This window comes from Sutcliffiella tianshenii (assembly GCF_016908565.1).
Classification (GTDB): domain Bacteria; phylum Bacillota; class Bacilli; order Bacillales; family Bacillaceae_I; genus Sutcliffiella_A; species Sutcliffiella_A tianshenii.
Genome location: NZ_JAFBED010000002.1, coordinates 336,615 through 355,585, shown reverse-complemented (window position 1 = coordinate 355,585; position 18,971 = coordinate 336,615). Strand labels below are relative to the sequence as shown.

Annotated in this window: 15 protein-coding genes; 12 read left to right on the top strand and 3 right to left on the bottom strand. The window is 42.6% G+C overall.

Features of this window, described 5'->3' with window-relative positions; translation table 11 throughout:
- Positions 1 to 168 precede the first annotated feature (168 nt).
- The gene (gene helD, locus JOC95_RS05280; RefSeq protein WP_204414161.1) at positions 169 to 2,502 is read left to right on the top strand and encodes an RNA polymerase recycling motor HelD; all 2,334 of its coding nucleotides are present in this window, start codon (positions 169 to 171) and stop codon (positions 2,500 to 2,502) included.
- Complete coding sequence (locus JOC95_RS05275) at positions 2,499 to 3,635, top strand: SMP-30/gluconolactonase/LRE family protein (RefSeq protein WP_204414159.1); 1,137 nt, start codon at positions 2,499 to 2,501, stop codon at positions 3,633 to 3,635. Before helD ends, JOC95_RS05275 begins: the two co-directional genes overlap by 4 nt.
- A gap of 111 nt (positions 3,636 to 3,746) precedes the next feature.
- On the opposite strand, the gene JOC95_RS05270 is transcribed toward JOC95_RS05275, so the two are convergent.
- Both JOC95_RS05270 and JOC95_RS05265 read right to left on the bottom strand, forming a co-directional pair.
- Entirely contained in the window at positions 3,747 to 4,085 is a 339-nt protein-coding gene (locus tag JOC95_RS05270) for a hypothetical protein (protein ID WP_204414157.1), read from the bottom strand.
- A gap of 293 nt (positions 4,086 to 4,378) precedes the next feature.
- Positions 4,379 to 4,705, bottom strand: coding sequence for a hypothetical protein (locus JOC95_RS05265; RefSeq protein ID WP_204414155.1), 327 nt, complete (start codon positions 4,703 to 4,705; stop codon positions 4,379 to 4,381).
- Between the two features lie 104 nt (positions 4,706 to 4,809).
- Between JOC95_RS05265 and JOC95_RS05260 the strand changes: the two genes are divergently transcribed.
- The 3 genes from JOC95_RS05260 (at position 4,810) to dat (ending at position 7,437) form a co-directional block, all read left to right on the top strand.
- Entirely contained in the window at positions 4,810 to 5,715 is a 906-nt protein-coding gene (locus JOC95_RS05260; protein WP_204414153.1) for a DUF899 family protein, read from the top strand.
- A 90-nt stretch (positions 5,716 to 5,805) separates the two neighbouring features.
- Positions 5,806 to 6,567 carry an exodeoxyribonuclease III gene (locus JOC95_RS05255; protein ID WP_204414151.1) on the top strand — a complete coding sequence of 254 codons (762 nt, stop codon included), beginning with the start codon at positions 5,806 to 5,808 and terminating at the stop codon, positions 6,565 to 6,567.
- Positions 6,568 to 6,582: 15 nt separating this feature from the next.
- Entirely contained in the window at positions 6,583 to 7,437 is an 855-nt protein-coding gene (dat, locus tag JOC95_RS05250; protein ID WP_204414149.1) for a D-amino-acid transaminase, read from the top strand.
- A gap of 44 nt (positions 7,438 to 7,481) precedes the next feature.
- Here dat and JOC95_RS05245 read toward each other — a convergent pair whose 3' ends face one another.
- Positions 7,482 to 8,237 carry a helix-turn-helix domain-containing protein gene (locus JOC95_RS05245; protein ID WP_204414147.1) on the bottom strand — a complete coding sequence of 252 codons (756 nt, stop codon included), beginning with the start codon at positions 8,235 to 8,237 and terminating at the stop codon, positions 7,482 to 7,484.
- A gap of 212 nt (positions 8,238 to 8,449) precedes the next feature.
- Here JOC95_RS05245 and JOC95_RS05240 point away from each other — a divergent pair, with 212 nt between their 5' ends.
- From JOC95_RS05240 to JOC95_RS05210, 7 genes are all read left to right on the top strand, one after another.
- Complete coding sequence (locus JOC95_RS05240) at positions 8,450 to 9,736, top strand: hypothetical protein (protein ID WP_204414145.1); 1,287 nt, start codon at positions 8,450 to 8,452, stop codon at positions 9,734 to 9,736.
- A gap of 192 nt (positions 9,737 to 9,928) precedes the next feature.
- A complete protein-coding gene (locus JOC95_RS05235) occupies positions 9,929 to 11,161 on the top strand; it encodes an aminopeptidase (RefSeq protein WP_204414143.1) in 1,233 nt (410 codons plus the stop codon).
- A gap of 124 nt (positions 11,162 to 11,285) precedes the next feature.
- The gene (locus JOC95_RS05230) at positions 11,286 to 12,509 is read left to right on the top strand and encodes an NADH:flavin oxidoreductase/NADH oxidase family protein (protein ID WP_204414141.1); all 1,224 of its coding nucleotides are present in this window, start codon (positions 11,286 to 11,288) and stop codon (positions 12,507 to 12,509) included.
- Between the two features lie 140 nt (positions 12,510 to 12,649).
- On the top strand, positions 12,650 to 13,819 hold the full coding sequence (locus JOC95_RS05225) for a M20 family metallopeptidase (protein WP_204414139.1): 1,170 nt from the start codon (positions 12,650 to 12,652) through the stop codon (positions 13,817 to 13,819).
- A 25-nt stretch (positions 13,820 to 13,844) separates the two neighbouring features.
- Positions 13,845 to 14,855, top strand: coding sequence for an LLM class flavin-dependent oxidoreductase (locus JOC95_RS05220; protein WP_204414137.1), 1,011 nt, complete (start codon positions 13,845 to 13,847; stop codon positions 14,853 to 14,855).
- Positions 14,856 to 15,049: 194 nt separating this feature from the next.
- A complete protein-coding gene (locus tag JOC95_RS05215) occupies positions 15,050 to 16,744 on the top strand; it encodes a M3 family oligoendopeptidase (RefSeq protein WP_204414135.1) in 1,695 nt (564 codons plus the stop codon).
- A 188-nt stretch (positions 16,745 to 16,932) separates the two neighbouring features.
- On the top strand, positions 16,933 to 18,939 hold the full coding sequence (locus JOC95_RS05210) for a penicillin-binding transpeptidase domain-containing protein (protein ID WP_204414133.1): 2,007 nt from the start codon (positions 16,933 to 16,935) through the stop codon (positions 18,937 to 18,939).
- The last annotated feature ends 32 nt before the right edge of the window (positions 18,940 to 18,971 follow it).

The window sequence follows — 18,971 nt, the reverse complement described above, 5'->3', positions numbered from 1 at the left end:
AAGGTATTTGGCGACAAATTAGTCATTGATAAACATGAAATATTATGGTAAATTTATATAGATATGCATTGTGTTTTAAAATTTAATATATTTTCCCTATTTTAATTATACAATGTAATCCAAGCGTAAGTCAACTCTTTTACTAAATTTTTTTAAGGAGTGTTTGCCGTGAATTCAGGATTTCAAAAAGAGCAGGAACGAGTAGACAGGGTGATGGAGACGATTTCGGATGAAATCACCAGTTTGGAAGAGGAAACTGCCAGGCGTCGGAACGAAGTGGTTCATATCCGAAAACACTTTTGGGATGAAGTAAAGGTGAGTACAGATAGCTTTGATGATTACCTTGAGACCATTATTGGCTTGCGTCAAGAAGCTCAAGCCTTGTCGGTAAGCCAGAGCACCCATAGACATGCAGCCAAACGATTATCCACGCTTCGCAGAATGCAGGCGAATCCTTATTTTGGTCGGATCGATTTTATTGAAGAAGGGACTTCAAATGTGGAACAAATCTATATTGGCATATCCTCTCTCAGTGATGCTGGTGGGGAAAATTTTCTGATCTACGACTGGAGGGCCCCTGTCTCGAGTGTCTACTATGATTACCAGCCCGGTGCTGCCAAGTACTTGACTCCGGAGGGAGAAATCCACGGCATATTGGAGAAAAAGTGGCAATATCTCATTCGCGGCGGTGCTCTGATATCCATGTTTGATACGAGTATTACCATTGGAGATGAGATTTTACAGGAGGTTCTTGGCAAAGGTACCGACAAACAGATGCACAATATAGTAGCCACCATTCAACAAGAGCAAAATAGGATCATCCGTCATGACCAAGGGCGGCTACTTATTGTCCATGGTGCAGCAGGTAGTGGGAAGACGTCAGCCGCCCTCCAAAGAATTGCCTATTTGCTCTACAAATATCGGGATAGCCTGAATGCTGACCAAATCATTCTTTTTTCACCAAATTCCATGTTCAGCAGTTACGTGTCCAATGTACTGCCGGAACTTGGTGAAGAAAACATGCAACAGGTCACCTTCCAGGAATACTTGGACCACCGTCTGAGTAAAGAGTTCCACGCAGAAAATCCCTACGAACAGTTGGAATATGTTTTAACCGAGGTTCATAATCCTTCCTATGGAACAAGACATGCAGGTATCCGTTTTAAAGCATCCACAAGGTTTTTTGAGGCGATTCAATCTTATAGAGAGTCACTCGAGTCTTCGGGAATGCTTTTTGAAGATATTACATTCAGGGGGAAGACAATTATTACCGGCCAACAAATTGCAGATAGGTTTTATAGTCATGACACGGCACTCCGTTTCCATAATAGACTTGAAAAATTGAAGGATTGGTTAATCAAGAAGATAAGCGAGGTCCAAAAGGCAGAGAGGACAAAACCCTGGGTACAGGAGGAGATAGAGCTGCTTAGCAACGATGATTACCATAAGGCACATAAGTTCTTGGCAAAAAAACGCGGGTATGAAAGAGAATCGATCGGCGACTACGAAATGGAGCCGGAAGCACTTTCACGTTTGATTGTGCACCAAAAATTGAAGAAGGCAAGAAAACAAGTCAGAGCGTTCCGATTTATCGACTTCAAGGGGTTATACAAGCAACTTTTTACTGTTCAACCTCAGATCGAGCGTTTGATGGAAGGGAAGACTCCCGCAGAATGGCCAGATATTTGTGAGGCGACCCTGGAAAGACTGAATGAAGATAAACTTTTTTATGAGGATGCTACTCCGTTCCTCCTTTTGAAAGAGCTGATACTTGGCTTTCAGATAAACAGCTCCATTAAACATATAGTTATTGATGAGGCACAGGATTATTCCCCCTTCCAGTTTGAATTCCTGAAGCGGTTGTTTCCTGCAGCAAGGATGACCGTTCTCGGAGACTTTAACCAGGCGATATTTGCCCATGCCAGTGAAGAGGTTGATTTCAACACACTTACAGGCCTTTACGGACCCGCAAAAACAGAAATGATCAATATCTCGCGGAGTTACCGTTCCACTAAACCGATCATTGAATTCACCCGAAGACTTGTTCCAAATGGAGAAGGGATTATTCCTTTTGAACGCGACGGAATGAGACCTTCCCTAGAACAATTAGTTGATCACGATGAACTGCATCGTAGGATCGCATCCAAAGTCAAAGATTTGCGAAAACTTGGTTTCGATAGTATCGCGATCATCTGCAAATCTGCCGAGGAAAGCTTACGTGCATATGAATCTCTTACTAACATCGATGAAATTAAACTCTTAAAGAGCAATTCGATGGAGTATGAACAAGGTGTAGTCGTGGTACCATCTTATTTATCAAAGGGCATCGAATTCGAAGCCGTCATCATCTATGATGCATCTGAGATTGTATATGGTGAGGAGAGTCTGTGCAGGGTGTTCTACACCGGCTGTACCAGAGCCATGCACCATTTGCAGCTATACACTGTGGGGAAACCGAGCCCGTTTTTACGAAGCGCGTTGCAGGAGGGCTTCATTCAATGAATAAAAGAAAAAAGGGAATCTGGCTTGCTATTGGAGGATCCATGGTTTTAATGTCACTTTACTTCGCATTATGGCCAATCCCAATTGATCCGATCAATTGGGATGCTCCTAAAAGCGATGGCTACAAAGGCTTTCACCGTCAGAACGATAAGCTGTCCAATATGAAGTTTATACGTTTAGATCATTACAGTCAGCCAGAGCATATCGTTTTCAAGGATGGATGGCTCTTCGCCTCAGTAAAGGAAGGGGCCATCATCCGCATGCGACCGGATGGTTCTGAAATCGAAGAAGTTGTTAATACAGGTGGCAGGCCGCTTGGATTTGATTTTGACTATGAGAACGCACTGATCATCGCAGACCCCATGTACGGATCACACGGGGGAATACTAAGAGTGAAGAACTGGCAATCAAAAGCGGATATTGAGCTCCTTACTGCTTCCGTGGACGGAAAAGCCATATATTTTGCAGATGCCCTTGTCGTAGCACGAACCGGAAAAATATACTTTACTGATGCTTCATCAGAAGTGATACCAGAACTAGTCGGGGATGTTCTAGCAGCAGGGGAAATCGATATACTGGCACAAACCTCAACAGGCAGGTTACTGGAGTATGATCCCACTTCAAAGGAGACGCGAGTATTGATGCATGGCCTGAGTTTTGCCAATGGCATTGCTTTGGACGAGAAACAGGAGAATATCCTGTTAAATGAAACAGGTAAGTACCGGGTATGGAAGATAAGTACAAAAGCGGATAATATAAGTCCAATAGATTCAGGGGAAAAGGCTCAAGTAATGGTTGATAATCTACCTGGCTTGCCTGATAACCTACTTCAGGGGAAAGACGGGAAGTATTGGATCGGGTTGGTCAGTCCAAGAAACACATTTTTGGATTATAGCGCAGATAAAGCCTGGCTCCGTTCGGTGGTGATGCGCATCCCCCACAGCTTCTGGCCTAGGGGTCAAGGATATGCACATGTCATAAGCATCAATGAGGAAGGGGTTGTAGTATCTGACTTTCAAGGGCCGGGATTGTCCTACCAACAGATCACCGGAGTGACGGAAACGGATGATAGGCTATATTTTCATCATATTGGAGAACTGGATAAAATAGGTTGGATGGAAAATGTAAAATAGATATGTCTTACGAGGCAGATGCAATTTGAGGGATTTATGTATACTTTTCTTTGTACACTGTTTCACATATACCTTTAAAAAGAAAAACAGAGATGTTTTTCTTTTTTTGTTTCACCCTGCGATAGTGAACAGTTGACCGTCTTTAGCGATTTTTTCGACTTCCGTGATGTATTCCAGTGCTTCGTCGATGGAAAGGAAGAACGAGGAGACATATAAAGGGTATTTATAATCGAATCCGCCATTCAGTTCTGCCGGGAAGACCACTATCTGCCAATGGTAGAAATCTTCGCCGAGATTCATCTCTTTTCCTTCCAGCGCAATCAACCAATGACTGAAATGATCACATGAATCGATATCCGTCACTTTCTCCAAGAAAATCAACAGATCATCATTTTTGATCGGTACAAGAGATTTTGGATAAAATTCACCGAAGTTCGGCATATCTCTCATGAACATCGCTCCTTTTTGCTTATTAAAAAATGATAAGTATTAGTTGTATTAATATATGTAAGTACCAACGAAATATTTTGTATTTTCGGAAAATAATTATCATTTTGCAAAAGAAAAAACCGCACCAATGAATGCGACTTTTTCGATATCTTTATTTCGAATGGAAATAATCTGTAAAAGCTTTCACGACCTCAATGCCCTGAAATGTGAAAAGGCTGAGGGAAGTCAGGGAGAAAAAGCAAATGACAATTATGCGAACCCACATCATGATAACTCCTCCTTTTATTATTAGGTTAAAAGGTGAGATCTTTCATGAGATGGCCCTTATAGTTCCCCTGATGGAATACGGTAACAAGATGCAGCAGACAAGAAGGCAGCTGCTCATCTGCACCCTTCACGATTATTGCAAGACTTAAATATCGCTTAAGGGCAAAAGGTTCGGCATGCAGCCCTGTGTAGTGTTTATCAGAGCTTTCATCCGAATTCATAGAGTCCTGATCCAAAAAGAAGGAATCCTTCACCAAAGAGAGAATTGTATTGGATGAAGGATGACTGGTTAGATGAAACGTGATGGATGCTATGAAAATAGCGATGATAATCATATATTTTGTCAGTTTCATCCCGCCACTCCTTCGAAAAGTTATTATTCCTATCATAAAGCAACCTTGACACAGTTGAAAGGACTATTTTTATCCTTAAATATAACTTATAGGAGGGACAGGCGATGAGTCAAACCCAAGTGATGAACGAAATTCAGAAACTTGAAATGGAGATTATCGAAAAGAAAAAAAGGCTGGCCGAAATGAGAAGAGGGATCAAAGGGGAACAGGTCGCAAACTATTCTTTTGTCACATCACATAATAAACCTATCTCCCTGCTGGAACTGTTTGGGGACAAAGAAGAGCTGCTGGTCGTACATAATATGGGGAAGAGCTGCTCTTATTGCACAATGTGGGCAGACGGATTCAACAGTGTGTATCACCATATTATCAGAAAAGCATCCTTTGTAGTATCCAGCCCGGACAGTCCGGCCGATCAGGAGAATTTCGCAGCGGAAAGAAGATGGATTTTTCCGATGGTTTCCACAAAAGAAAACTCTTTTAAAGAGGACATGGGATTTGTACTTGAAGGAATGAACTACCCTGGGGTATCGGTCTTCACGAAAGACGAGGAGGGGAAAATCTATCATCATGCGAAGACCTTTTTTGGACCAGGTGATGATTTCTGTTCTGTCTGGTCGTTTTTTGACCTTCTTCCATCGGGCTATGAAGAGTATCGACCGGGAAAGAAGATAAACGGCGAGACCCCCTATCAACTTACTAACAATATCGCCATTAGAGTAAAAGATTATGAGAATGCACTACAATTTTATGAGAAGACCCTCGGAATGAAATTGGTGGAGTCAAATGAAACGGAAACTAAATTCACGATGAACGGGACCAATTTCTATATGGAAAAAAGCGGAGGGATGAATCAAAAGGTATTCTTTGAGTTCGCTGTGGAGGATGTGGATTCCATTAAAGATTCGCTCCTTCATCAGGGTTGTACCATAACAAAAGAGTATAGCGAAAAGAGCCTCATGTTCGAGGATCCATTTGGAATGAACTTTCACCTATTTGAAAGCAAATAGACTGCTTGGACCTTTTCATGGGAAAGGTCCATTCTTTTTGCTATACTGTGAGAATAAATGGTTAATAGTAAAAAGGAGTACACCTACAACATGAAATTGATATCTTGGAACGTCAACGGAATACGAGCATGCGTAAAAAAAGGGTTTTTGGAATTTTTTCATGAGATGGATGCTGATATCTTCTGCATACAGGAAACAAAGCTGCAGGAGGGGCAGATTGATTTAGACCTGCCAGGGTACCATCAATTCTGGAATTATGCGATAAAAAAGGGTTATTCAGGTACCGGAGTTTTTTCTAAAGTGAAGCCTCTCCACGTTACATACGGCCTTGATATGGAAAATTACGAGGAACGGGAGCCTGAAGGAAGAATCATCACCTTGGAATATGATGAGTTTTACCTTGTCAATGTGTATACTCCCAATTCGCAGAGGGATCTTGCACGCCTGGATTTCCGCCTCGACTGGGAAGACAGGTTCCTAAGCTATATCCAAACGTTGGATAAAGAGAAGCCTGTCATTGTATGCGGTGACCTGAATGTTGCTCACACCGAAATAGATTTGAAAAACCCTAAATCAAATCAGAACAATTCAGGTTTCACTTTAGAAGAAAGAGGGAAGATGACTAGGATGCTCGATTCCGGCTTCCTGGACACGTTTCGGCATTTTTACCCCGACCATACAGACCGCTACACTTGGTGGTCCTACATGAATAAGGTCAGAGAGCGCAATATTGGCTGGCGGATCGATTATTTCCTTGCATCCGAAAGGCTTCAAACAAGACTAACAGATGCAGAGATCCATCACCACATTCTTGGAAGCGATCATTGCCCAATAGCGTTACAATTAACATAGAACGGAGGGATTGTTATGAAGGTCCTTGTGGATGGAGAAATAGTTGCAAGATCAGTTGTAAAGGTGGATATGGAAGACAGGGGCTACCAATTCGGGGACGGGGTTTATGAGGTCATCAATATTTACGACGGAGTCCCCTTCACTCTGGATGAACACATTGAAAGGCTTTATCGGAGTGCGAAGGAAATAGGTATGTCAATTCTATTCGAATCAGATCATCTCAAACAGGATATCCGTAAGCTCATTAAGGAAAATAATATGAAAAAGGGCGGACTTTATCTCCAGGTGACAAGAGGGGTGGCACCAAGGACACACCAATATCAAAAGGATATCTCATCCAAATTGATTGCATATCCTTTACCTTACAAAGAAATGGCCGAAACAAGATCCTCTGGCGTTACTGCCATAACCGAACAGGATCTTCGTTGGCTGCGCTGTGATATTAAAAGCCTGAATCTCCTCTATAATATCATGATCAAGCAAAAATCCTATGAACAGGGTGCATTTGAGGCGATTTTGATAAGGGACGGCCTGGTGACAGAAGGAACATCATCCAATGTATTCATCATCAAGGATGGCACCATCTACACCCACCCTGCAACCAATCTCATATTGAATGGCATAACAAGGCAGAAGCTGCTCGAAGTTTTTCTGGAAAATGGATGGACCTGCAAAGAACAGCCATTCACCACTAAAGAGCTTATGGAGGCAGATGAAGTCTTCGTCACCTCCACGACCAGTGAAGTGGTACCTGTCATTTCTATTGATGGAAAATCCATCAACAATGGAATTCCGGGTAGCTTAACAAGAAAAATACAACAGGCTTTCTCCAATACAGTGAAAAAGGAAACTTCATCTGCAGTATTATAAATAAAGAAAGGCAGTGTTCATCCAGTATCATGAACACTGCCTTTTTATACTCTTACATGTGTAGGGGCCATCCCCATCCATTTTTTGAACATTCGATTAAAATAGGATTGATCGCAATATCCCAGATACTCGGCCACTTCACGCACGGACATGCCGGTGCTTTGCAACAGGTTCCATGCAGTGTTTATTCGTGTCTGATGAAGATATTGTATGGGAGTGACACCGAGCACTTCTTTAAATAAAACAGTCACATAATTACTCGTTACACCTGCAAGCTCGGCAAGCTCCTCAATCGTAATATTCCTGCGATAGTTATATAGAATATGCTCCTGGATTTTCCTTACCGTTTTTTCCTTGATAGGAGAAGTATGCCACTCTTCCTTTTCCTGAGCAATCAGAATGAAAATTTCGGAAAGGATATTCCGCGACATCTCCCGATAAAAGCTTCTTTGGCTTAGCCATTGAACATAAAGGAATGTAAGTCGCTGTTCGTAGTAGGCTGCTTTTCTTGGCTTGAAACGAATAAGATCCTCCTTGTTATCAGAAAATAACGGTTGATGAATGTCGTTTGAAAAGACTACGGTATATTTCTTGTGTGTCATGTGTACCGCATTACTCCATGAACGCTTAAGATATGCCGGTATATATAAGAGCTCTCCCTTTTCCAAAGATATTTTTTCACCTTCAATTAAATAATCCACAATCCCATCTGTCACAAAAACCAATGTTGAGCGCCCGCTATCACTATTGATGCCCCAACTCGGTTCTACGTCATGAAATACCCCGCTAATGTCAATCATTCTGCCAAACTCCTAAAAAAAATTGATGTATCGTCCAAAAAAAATCGTTTTATCCATTTCGAATTAATCCGCTTTCATATATGATAACTATAACATCATCCTTGTCCTTGGACTAGATGGTGATCTCAAATCACTTTACATAAAAACCATTCACACAATGAAATATTCAAACAATTGTGGAATTAATTGTAACCAGGAAAGGGGTACAAAAAATGACAAGCACAACAGATATGTATAAAAACCTGCCACCAAAAGTAAAAACATTCTTTGATCGACAATATAAGGATTCCTACCTGCTTTTTGAAGCATCACGCAACGAGCGGACAGGCCTTTATGCAGACGCATACTTCTCATTTGATCAAAATCCCGATTATCGCTGTTCCATCGCTGCAACAGGTGTAGGGCTGATCAGTTTATGTGTGGCAGATAAAGAAGGCTGGGATGAAAAGGCTGCTGAAAAAGCTATCCTCACACTTCGTGGCGTTTCAGGTGAAATCGAGGGATGCGAGGTTGCAAGGGAAGAAAAAACAGGCTTCTTTGCTCACTTTGTTGATATGGAAACAGGTGAAAATCTTAATTCCGAGTATTCTACCATCGATTCTACACTACTTATTACCGGTGCATTATTTGCGGGACATCACTTCCTTGATCGTCACCCGGAAATATTGGAGATGGCCCATAAGCTCCTAAAGTCCATCGACTGGAGCATTGTTGTCGCAGACAAGGAAACAGGCGTTATCAACATGATCGCAAAAGACGGTGAAGGGATCGCCCCGCTGCCTGCCTATAACGAATATGTAATGGTTTCGTATCTTGCGATGCTTGGCCAACCAGAAAACGAGGATATTCAAGCATTATGGAACAACAATTTCGCCGAGGACAAGATTTCCCAATTGCCACAGGAGGAATTCCGTGGACTGCCGGTTTTGAATGATCGTCCTGGCACTTTCCTGTCTTCCTTTGTTCAGCAGTTTCCATTCTTCCTTGTACCTGAGTATGCTGAAAGCCCGACCTATCTGGAATATTACAAAAATGCCTGCCTGGCGGACCGTTTTAAATGGAAAGAGCTCGACGATGTACCTTCCTATATCTGGGGTTATGGAGCAGGTCCGAATGATGGCCTGTTTGGCGGTTACCATGCAGATAAAATCAACAACGCCCCCCATGATATTTCATCTTCCTATATCATCGGCGGCTATCTGCCTGTATATCCTGCTGGCATCTATGACCTTTATGCACAATACTCCTTGCATATTCCATATGATGTCTATACAAATGACGAGGATAAGGAAGATGAGGCTAAACTCCGTGCTGCCTATAAATATGGGTTACACCGCATTTCTTGGTGGCATCTTGAGCAGCCCGACCGCTGGTACCCGACAAAGGTTACATTGATTGATTGGAGCTCAATGTTGTACGGACTTGCAGGCTTCAAACATGGAATGTCATTCTTCAGTGAGCGCTTGCCAAAAGTGAACAGCATGTCAAAAGTAAAATAACTAATTGAAACCGATGAGCAGATCATCGGTTTTTTTTATAAAAATTTATCTGAAATATTGGACAAAACACTTTCGAAATGATACTTTTTGGTCATGGCAACAAAATAGTACACAACCTAAACGCAGGATAATTGCTAATTTATTTTGAATTTACAACACTAATAGATAGAGAACATGTAGGAGGAATACATAATGAACAATTTCGAACAGACTATGGAAAAATATGCAGAATTGGCAGTAAAGGTAGGAGTAAATGTACAGCCGGGCCAGACACTTATTGTAAACGCTGACATCGCTGCAGCCCCATATGTAAGACTAGTGGCGAAGAAAGCCTATGAAGCGGGAGCAAAGCTTGTTCAAGTGGAGTGGAACGATGAAGCAGTGACTAGGATCCGCTATGACTACGCATCCGATGAGTCTTTTGAATATTTCCCGACCTGGAAAGCGGAAATGATGGAAAAAGCTTATGAGGAAGGAGCAGCACTTCTGGCAATCACCTCTCTTAATCCAGACCTTTTGAAAGGTGTCGATTCCCAAAAGATCGCCAACCTTCAAAAGGCTGCCGGGGCTGCAACCAAAAAGTCCCGTAAATACACGATGTCCGATAAAGTTAGCTGGTCGATCGTAGCCGTTCCGTCCAAGGGCTGGGCTGCAAAAGTATTTCCAGGGCTTGATGAAAAAGAACAGGAAGAAAAGTTATGGGAAGCTATTTTCCATGCGACCAGAGCCAATCTCGAGGATCCAGTAAAAGCTTGGAACGATCATAAAACAAAGTTAAGCCAAAAAGTGGATTTCCTTAATGGCCACAAGTTCAAGGCCCTGCACTATCAGGCAGAGGGAACAGACCTTACTATCGAACTGCCGGAAAAACATGAGTGGATCGGGCCTGAAAGCATCAATGAAAAAGGACATACATTTATTGCAAACATGCCAACAGAAGAAGTATTCACTACCCCACTCAAAACAGGTGTGAATGGAACAGTAAGGAGCTCCAAGCCACTAAACTTTGGTGGAAATCTTATTGAAAACTTTACGCTCACATTCGAAAATGGTCGCATTGTGGGAATCGAGGCCGAGGAAGGGTATGAAACACTCCAGAAACTTGTGGAAACGGATGAGGGGTCTCACTATTTGGGTGAGGTTGCACTTGTTCCGCATGATTCACCTATCTCCAATACAAATCTGATTTTCTACAATACGCTTTTCGATGAAAATGCTTCCCATCACCTGGCTATCGGAAATGCCTACGCATTTGCACTTGAGGGTGGTAAGGAAATGTCCGAGGAGGAATTGGAGGCTTGCGGGGCAAATTCAAGTATTACACATGTTGACTTTATGATCGGTACAAAAGAAATGGATATTGACGGGATTACAAAAGACGGCGAACGTATACCGTTATTCAGAAATGGGAATTGGGCGGAATAGTGTCACTGCTTCATCCTAAGATAATAGGTACTACTCTCAGGGTAGTGCCTTTTTTCGTCCAGCCATTTTCTCAGGTTTAATGATGGACATGCTATCTTAAAGAGGAAAAGGGGGACAATTATGTATGACCAATTTCGAAGAAAAACTAGTATTGCCGAATGGCATAATGATAAAAAATAGATTTTTCAAAGCGGCCATGAGTGAAGGATTGGCGGATGAACGTAACAGGCCGACTGAAAAATTGGTTCGGTTGTATGAAACTTGGGCAAAAGGCGGCGCGGGAATTGTGGTTACGGGTAATGTCATGGTCGATCGCCGGGCACTTGGTGAGCCTAGGAATGTTGTAATTGAGGATGAACAGGACCTTGAACTCTTAAAAAAATGGGCCAATTCAGGTACACAAAACAATACACAGCTTTGGATGCAAATCAACCATCCAGGAAAGCAAGTATTCAAAGGGATTGTAAAAGAGGCGGTTGCACCATCAAAAATTGAATTCGAACCTTCTCTCCAAAAGTATTTTCCAATTGCAAGAGAACTGACCGAACGGGAAATTCAGGATATCATCAAACGTTTTGGAACTACTGCAGGCATAGCAAAAAAAGCAGGATTCACTGGTGTGCAGATACATGCAGCGCACGGGTATCTAATCAGTCAATTCCTTTCAAACCGCCATAACGAGAGGGCGGACCAATGGGGTGGCTCCATTGAAAACCGCATGAGATTCCTTATAGAAATTTACAAGAGCATCAGACGTGAAGTGGGGGAGGAGTATCCCATCTCGGTAAAATTGAATTCAGCTGATTTTATGAAAGCTGGCTTCACTGAAGAAGATTCGATGAAAGTCATCAGTCGATTGAATGACCTGGGAATAGATTTGATCGAGGTATCAGGTGGATCGTATGAAAATCCTAGAATGACAGGTAGCGCTATGAAGCAAAGCGCCCAAAAACGTGAAGCTTATTTTTTGGAATTTGCAGCTGAAGCCAACAAGGTTTCGAAGGCACCTATCGTTGTAACCGGTGGATTCCGCACAAGAAAAGGTATGCTTGATGCCTTGCAGTCCGGGGATGCCGACATGATTGGGCTTGCACGTCCGATGGCTGTTTATCCAAGCCTACCTGATGAACTGATGGAAGGATCGAGAGAGCAGGTTCAATTGGCATCAAGAAAGACAGGAATCAAATGGATAGACAGGACCGCCATGCTGGAATTGACATGGTATAGTTTGCAGCTCGAAAGAATTGCAGTTGGGAAAGCACCTAAGGAAACCCTGTCCCCTAAACTCGCATTGCTCCGGTCAATCTTTAAAAATGGGATGGATGTCTTTCAGATGAGGAGAGTTTAATAGGTTATATTTACAAACGGCACTTTAATGATTGAAGTGCTGTTTTTCATTTTCAGGCAGATTATTATCCGAAAAAATAAGTTCATGATAAGATGTTTTTTAATCATTATCTTACATATCACTGGCAAAGGGGACTACATATGAAACAGATTTTAATAGATACTTTAAATGAATTACGGGAACAATTCTATGATATAAGCACAAGTATAGGAGAAAATCCGGAGCTTGGACATGAAGAATTCAAGTCTTCCAAACTGCTTGCAGATACACTGTCTGAACATGGATTTTCGGTGAAAATGGGTATATGTGACCTGCCTACAGCATTTGAGGCAGTATTTGATAGCGGAGAACAAGGCCCAACAATCGGAATTATGAGTGAATATGATGCCCTGCCTGAGATTGGTCATGCATGCGGCCATAATCTGATTGGAACCATGGGTATAGCAGCAGGCATTGCTATCAGCAAAATAATACCGGAAACAGGCGGGAAAGTCGTGGTTTACGGTACACCTGCGGAGGAAACAAAAGGCGGGAAAGTCACGATGGCGGAACAAGGGGTATTCGATCATCTTGATATGGCGATGATGGTCCACCCTTTGCATTCCTATGTGAAGAGCGGATCCTCACTGGCAATGGATGCCGTTCAGTTTGAGTTCTTTGGTAAACCTGCACATGCAGCTGCAAGCCCTGAAAAAGGGATAAATGCCCTGGATGCAGTCATCCACACCTTCAATGGGATCAATGCCTTAAGACAGCATGTCACGTCCGACACGAGAATTCACGGTATTATACCAGAAGGCGGGAAAGCGGCAAATGTTGTCCCTGATTATGCGGTCGCCCAGTTTTATGTGCGTGCCCAAACAAGGAGCTACGTCAACGAATTGGTGCAAAAAGTAAAAGCAATAGCAGAAGGTGCCTCCCTTATGACAGGGGCGACGATGAAAATGTCCAACTATGAACTCTCCTATGACAACATGGTGACAAATGATGCACTCTCCGATGCTTTTACTTCCTCACTCATTGAGTTAGGGGTACCCGCAAGTGACATAACTGAATCCAGGGATGGATCAGGTTCACTGGATATGGGCAATGTCAGTCTTGTTGCGCCTTCCATCCATCCATATATTAAGATCTGTGACGAGCTTTTCAGTTGCCACACAGTAGAATTCCGGGATGCCGCATTAAGTGAGCAAGGTAAAGAGGCGATGATGCTCGGGGCAAAAGCGATGGCTCTGACAGCATTGAAAATATTGACTGACCCGGAACTACTGAACAGAATCAAAGAGGAATTTTCTACGATAAAGAAGTAAAGCAGGAAGGGAGTTTGTTACGACTATGAATGAAAATCTACCACAATCAAATCCGATCCCGTTGTCCGTACTAGACCTGGCACCCATAGTGGAAGGAAGCAATGCAGGTCAATCTTTCCAGAATAGTGTGGAGCTTGCCCGACATGTAGAAAAGCTAGGATATAAAAGATTCTGGCTGGCCGAGCACCACAATATGACCGGTATTGCCAGCTCAGCCACATCGGTCGTCATTGGCCATATTGCCGGGGCAACAACAACGATTCGCGTTGGTTCAGGAGGGATCATGCTGCCTAACCACGCACCTCTCGTTATCGCTGAGCAATTCGGAACTCTGGAGACCCTCTATCCCGGCCGCATTGATCTAGGATTAGGGAGAGCACCAGGAAGCGACCAGCTGACAGCGGCTGCCCTTCGAAGGGACAGAAGCAGCGGTGGAGAGCATTTTCCCCAGCAACTAGCAGAGCTTCGTTCATATTTCCATCCCGACGGCACAACTAAAGTCCGGGCTGTGCCTGGTGAAGGGTTGAATATTCCCATATGGCTGTTAGGCTCGAGTGGATTCAGTGCGAAACTGTCAGCTGAACTCGGCTTGCCATTTGCATTTGCAAGCCATTTTTCACCTGATTATACGTTACCGGCTTTGGAATTGTACCGCAGACAATTCAAGCCAAGTGATGCGCTACACCAACCATACGCCATGATTGGTGTGAATGTGATAGCGGCCGATAGCGATGAGGAAGCAGAATTTCTTGCAACCTCACTCCAGCAGCAATTTTTAAATCTGATCCGTGGAAATCCAGGTAAGATGAAACCTCCAGTGGAAGATATCGATTCATTATGGAGTCCGTATGAAAAGCAAATTGTCCAGCAACAGTTGCGATATACAGTTACAGGCAGCGGGGAGACGGTTAAGGCGAAACTGCAGCAAATCCTTGAAGAAACAAATGCGGATGAGCTGATTGTCAATACAAGTGTCTATAATCATCAGGCTCGTTTAAGATCCTTTGAGATTCTTGCAGAGGTATGGAATAAGTAAAGAGTGAAGAGAAGAGTGGCTGTTCGTGAGCCACTCTTTTTAGATGTTCTCGATTTTTGGCGCCGCGATTTGGTGGGGGCGAGGTTACTTACAATCTATATTTCGTATTTCGAAATTAATTCGGAAAATCTAAAGGGTTACACGCATCTTTTGTCGAAATAAAATGGGACAATGTTAAAAGGGGGAGAGATTACATGCAATTTCATGAATATCAGTATCATAGACCGGACATGGCAATCATCGAGAAAGATTTCAATGAACTTTTGGAGAAGTTCGAGTCGGCTGAATCCTTCGAGGTGCAGGATCGGGCGATGGCGGAAATCAATGAGTTGCGCTCAGAATTCGAATCCATGAGGCAGCTTGTACAAATCCGTCATACGGTTGATACGACTGATGGATTTTATCAAGAGGAGAAATCATTTTTTGATATGGCGGGTCCTTCCTATAAAGGACTGATTACAAAATATTATCATGCACTTACTTCATCCAAGTATCGAAACCAGCTCGAGGAAAAATGGGGAAGTCAGCTATTTGCCCTTGCTGACAGTGAGTTGAAAACTTTCTCACCGGACGTCCTTGAGGATCTTCAGGAAGAAAATAAGCTGGTGAGTGAATACGTAAAATTACTTGCGTCCGCAAAAATTCAAGTCGAAGGCGAAGAGAAAAATCTTTCCCAGCTTGCTCCATATCTTCAATCGAAGGACAGAAATGTCCGCAAAAGGTCAAATGAAGCTAAATACAGTTTTTTTAGCGAGCAAGCCAATTCATTGGATACTTTATATGATAGCCTTGTGAAAGTCAGAACTAGAATAGCAAAAAAACTTGGCTTTGATTCTTTCACCGACCTGGCATACGCTCGACTTAAAAGAACGGACTATAACGCGGAGATGGTACAAAAATTCCGTGACCAGGTAAAGGAATATATCGTACCATTGGCATCAAAACTCATGAAGAGACAACAGGAACGCATCGGTGTGGACTCGCTGAAGTACTATGATAATAATTTCAGTTTCAAATCAGGAAACCCTGATCCAAAAGGTGACGCAGAGTGGATAGTCAAACAGGGCATCCAAATGTACAAGGAGATGTCCCCTGAAACGGATGAGTTCTATAAATATATGCTAGACAACGGACTGATGGACCTGCTCAGTAAAAAAGGGAAGGCAGGAGGTGGATATTGTACTTACATAAGCAAGTTCAAGTCCCCTTATATTTTCGCGAATTTCAATGGGACAAAGGGAGATGTACGCGTCTTGAAGCATGAAGTGGGACATGCCTTCCAAGTGTTTGAAAGCCGTGGATTTGAGGTGCCTGAGTATGGATTCCCGACTTTGGAAGCTTGTGAAATCCACTCCATGAGCATGGAATTTTTCGCATGGCCTTGGATGAATCTTTTCTTCAAAGAGGATACTGATAAGTATAAGTTTTCTCATCTAAGTGAAGCTGTTCTTTTTATCCCATACGGTGTGGCCGTTGATGAGTTCCAGCATTATGTATATGCCAACCCGGAAGCAACGCCTAAGGAACGAAACAAAGCTTGGCGGGAGATCGAGAAAAAATATCTGCCGCATATCGACTATGATGGGAACGAATTCCTTGAAGAAGGTGGATTCTGGCACCAGCAGGGTCATATCTATCGCTCTCCTTTCTACTATATCGACTATACGTTGGCTCAAATTTGCGCATTACAGTTCTGGAAAAAAGCTCAGGAGGACCATGCGGGTGCATGGGAAGATTATTTGCATCTTTGCAAGCAAGGTGGTAGCAAATCCTTTACAGAACTTGTAAAAGAAGCAAAATTAATTTCACCATTTGAAGAGGGTTGCGTCAATTCAGTCATCCAGGAAATTGAGGTTTACTTGGAAGGAATAAAAGATAAAGAATTATAATTTTCTAAAGGGATACCCTACTGCTAAAAATAAACAGGCAGTTGGGTATCCCTTATCAGTAGAAACGAAGTATATTAATCTAGCTTATTCTTATGGCTTTTATTAAAGTGGAAATTCCTGTATCCTTAGAACATAACATATTTTCCTAGATTAGATAATTTTGGGATACAGCTGAGGAGGAAAAGGATTTGAAAAAAGTAATTTTTACCTTGTTCTTTTTGTTAATGCTAAGCGGCTGCCAGGAAGAGAAAAAGGTCAGTCCGTATGAAATACTCGATGAGTATATCGGTAGTTGGAATGACGCAGATTATCAAAAAATGTATGATACATATTTAACTGATTCCACGAAGGAAACCTATGGTTTTGACGTGTTTTCCGAGCGTTATGAAAAGCTGTATGGCGATCTTGAAGTATCGAATTTGAAAGTTGAAGTGCTCGATAAAGACGTTATATGGGAAGAGAAGTCTTCTGTCACCATACCTGGTAGGATATCCTTTGATACCTATGCAGGAAATGTCCAGTATAAAAAGGATTTTGTCATGGAAAGAGTGATAAAGGAAGAAGAACCAGATTCCTGGAACGTCCAATGGGATCCAAGCTATATTTTACCGGAGCTTGAATTGACCGACAAAGTCAGAATTACCACTACCAGTGCTAACCGGGGAGAAATTCTTGATAGTGAAGGCAATCCTATGGCACAAAATGCCGAAGTTTCTGAAATCGGGGTGGTTCCTGGAGAGTTTGATGAGGCAGCATCCCTATCTGTTTTAGCAGGGATCATCAATATGGATGAGGAATACATCAAATCCCGGTATACATTAAGCTGGGCCAAGCCGGATTATGTCATGCCGGTCAAGAAGTTCCTCCTGGATGATGAAGAAACGGTAAATAAAGCTGAAGCAATCCCTGGTGTGAGAGTATCAAGAGTAAAAGATAGAATCTACCCATATGGAGAGGCAGCGGCCCATTTGATCGGGTATATCGGGGAAGTAAGTGCAGAAGACCTTGAAAAGCTTGAAGGGTATGCACCTGGAGATAAAGTAGGGAAGAGGGGGCTCGAACAACTACTCGAAGAGCGATTAAGGGCTCAGAACGGCGAAAAAATCTATTTGGAAAAAGAAGATGGCAGCACCATTGATATCGTCGAGACCCCTGCACAGGACGGCGAGAATGTACAGGTTACGATCAATGCAGCTATGCAGCAAAAGCTCTATGAAACTTTGAAAGAAGAATCAGGCATCGCAGCTGTAGTTGAACCGAATAGCGGCAAGGTGCGAAGTCTTGTAAGCTTACCTTCATTCAATCCGAATGATTATGTATTGGGAATCACTTCACAACAGAGAGAGGCCTTGGAAAACAATCCGGAAAAACCTACAGTAAATCGTTTTTCCTATACGTATTCACCAGGATCCACCATGAAGCTGATAACATCCGTAATCGGGTTGGAGAATGAGTCATTGGATCCAAACAAGACATACGATATCAATACGAAGGAATGGAAAAAGGATGAATCGTGGGGAAATTATACAATTAATAGAGTTTATGGGAACGATACAAAAGTCGATTTGGAAAGTGGCTTAAAATTCTCTGATAACATTTATTTTGCACAAGTTGGGCTTGCAATCGGTGAAGAGAAATTTATAGAAGGCTTGGAGAAATTGGGAGTTGGAGAAGCACTTCCATTCACCTATCCTACAGTAAAATCCCAGATTTCTAACTCTGGAACATTAGATGGTGAAATTCTACTGGCGGATACTGCCTATGGTCAAGGAGAATTTCTATTGAACATTGTCCATCTTGCAAGCATATATGGTGGTGTTATCAATAATGGAAACATGATGCAGCCGCTGTTATTGGAGGAAGAATCCGAAAAGGTCTGGAAAGAGAACATAGTTTCAGAAGAACAAGCGAAAATGCTCCAAATTAGTCTCCGTAAGATCGTTACAGAAGGTAGCTCACAAAAAGCGAATATTCCTGGTAGGGAAATGGCCGGAAAAACCGGTACCGCCGAAATAAAAATGGAACAGGGAACAACCGGCACGGAAAATGGATGGTTTGTCTCCTATGACCAGCAGGATCCTACCATGCTTACAGCCATGATGATAGAAGGTGTCGAAGCGAAGGAACCGAGGGGAAGCACCTATACAGTCGAAATGACAAAACGGTTCTATGAAGCACTTAGAGTTTCACAATAATAATTATTAGTTTCATCAGAAAGCTCTCCCCA

Coding starts and splice junctions, on each gene's coding strand:
- JOC95_RS05220 (WP_204414137.1), top strand. CDS start 13,845: ATGAATGAAAATCTACCACAATCAAATCCGATCCCGTTGTCCGTACTA.
- JOC95_RS05240 (WP_204414145.1), top strand. CDS start 8,450: ATGACAAGCACAACAGATATGTATAAAAACCTGCCACCAAAAGTAAAA.
- dat (WP_204414149.1), top strand. CDS start 6,583: ATGAAGGTCCTTGTGGATGGAGAAATAGTTGCAAGATCAGTTGTAAAG.
- JOC95_RS05235 (WP_204414143.1), top strand. CDS start 9,929: ATGAACAATTTCGAACAGACTATGGAAAAATATGCAGAATTGGCAGTA.
- JOC95_RS05255 (WP_204414151.1), top strand. CDS start 5,806: ATGAAATTGATATCTTGGAACGTCAACGGAATACGAGCATGCGTAAAA.
- JOC95_RS05270 (WP_204414157.1), bottom strand. CDS start 4,085: ATGAGAGATATGCCGAACTTCGGTGAATTTTATCCAAAATCTCTTGTA.
- JOC95_RS05230 (WP_204414141.1), top strand. CDS start 11,286: ATGACCAATTTCGAAGAAAAACTAGTATTGCCGAATGGCATAATGATA.
- JOC95_RS05215 (WP_204414135.1), top strand. CDS start 15,050: ATGCAATTTCATGAATATCAGTATCATAGACCGGACATGGCAATCATC.
- JOC95_RS05275 (WP_204414159.1), top strand. CDS start 2,499: ATGAATAAAAGAAAAAAGGGAATCTGGCTTGCTATTGGAGGATCCATG.
- JOC95_RS05265 (WP_204414155.1), bottom strand. CDS start 4,705: ATGAAACTGACAAAATATATGATTATCATCGCTATTTTCATAGCATCC.
- JOC95_RS05225 (WP_204414139.1), top strand. CDS start 12,650: ATGAAACAGATTTTAATAGATACTTTAAATGAATTACGGGAACAATTC.
- JOC95_RS05245 (WP_204414147.1), bottom strand. CDS start 8,237: ATGATTGACATTAGCGGGGTATTTCATGACGTAGAACCGAGTTGGGGC.
- JOC95_RS05260 (WP_204414153.1), top strand. CDS start 4,810: ATGAGTCAAACCCAAGTGATGAACGAAATTCAGAAACTTGAAATGGAG.